This window comes from Bacillus sp. Xin1 (assembly GCF_013314535.1).
GTDB lineage: Bacteria > Bacillota > Bacilli > Bacillales > Bacillaceae_G > Bacillus_A.
The window spans coordinates 1-284 of the sequence record NZ_JABUAE010000198.1 but is presented as its reverse complement, the minus strand read 5'-3'; the positions used below and the strand labels follow the sequence as shown (position 1 = coordinate 284).

3 tRNA genes are annotated in these 284 nt (G+C 51.1%); all 3 read right to left on the bottom strand.

Going from position 1 to position 284, the window contains the following annotated elements:
• Positions 1 to 16: 16 nt before the first annotated feature.
• The 3 genes from HRG09_RS28505 to HRG09_RS28495 all read right to left on the bottom strand — a co-directional run bounded on the left by HRG09_RS28505 (position 17) and on the right by HRG09_RS28495 (position 282).
• Positions 17 to 97 (bottom strand) — tRNA-Leu (locus HRG09_RS28505).
• A gap of 24 nt (positions 98 to 121) precedes the next feature.
• Positions 122 to 197, bottom strand: a tRNA-His gene (locus tag HRG09_RS28500).
• A 9-nt stretch (positions 198 to 206) separates the two neighbouring features.
• Positions 207 to 282: transfer RNA gene (locus HRG09_RS28495), tRNA-Thr, on the bottom strand.
• Between the last annotated feature and the right edge of the window lie 2 nt (positions 283 to 284).

The window sequence follows — 284 nt, the reverse complement described above, 5'->3', positions numbered from 1 at the left end:
AATATTTTATTAAAAGTGCGGGTGAAGGGAGTCGAACCCCCACGCCAAAGGCGCCAGATCCTAAGTCTGGTGCGTCTGCCAATTCCGCCACACCCGCATATTATATTTGTTTTAAAAGAAATGGGGCGACTGATGGGAATCGAACCCACGAATGCCGGAGCCACAATCCGGTGCGTTAACCACTTCGCCACAACCGCCATAGTTGCTGGTGCCGGCTAGAGGACTTGAACCCCCAACCTACTGATTACAAGTCAGTTGCTCTACCAATTGAGCTAAGCCGGCAA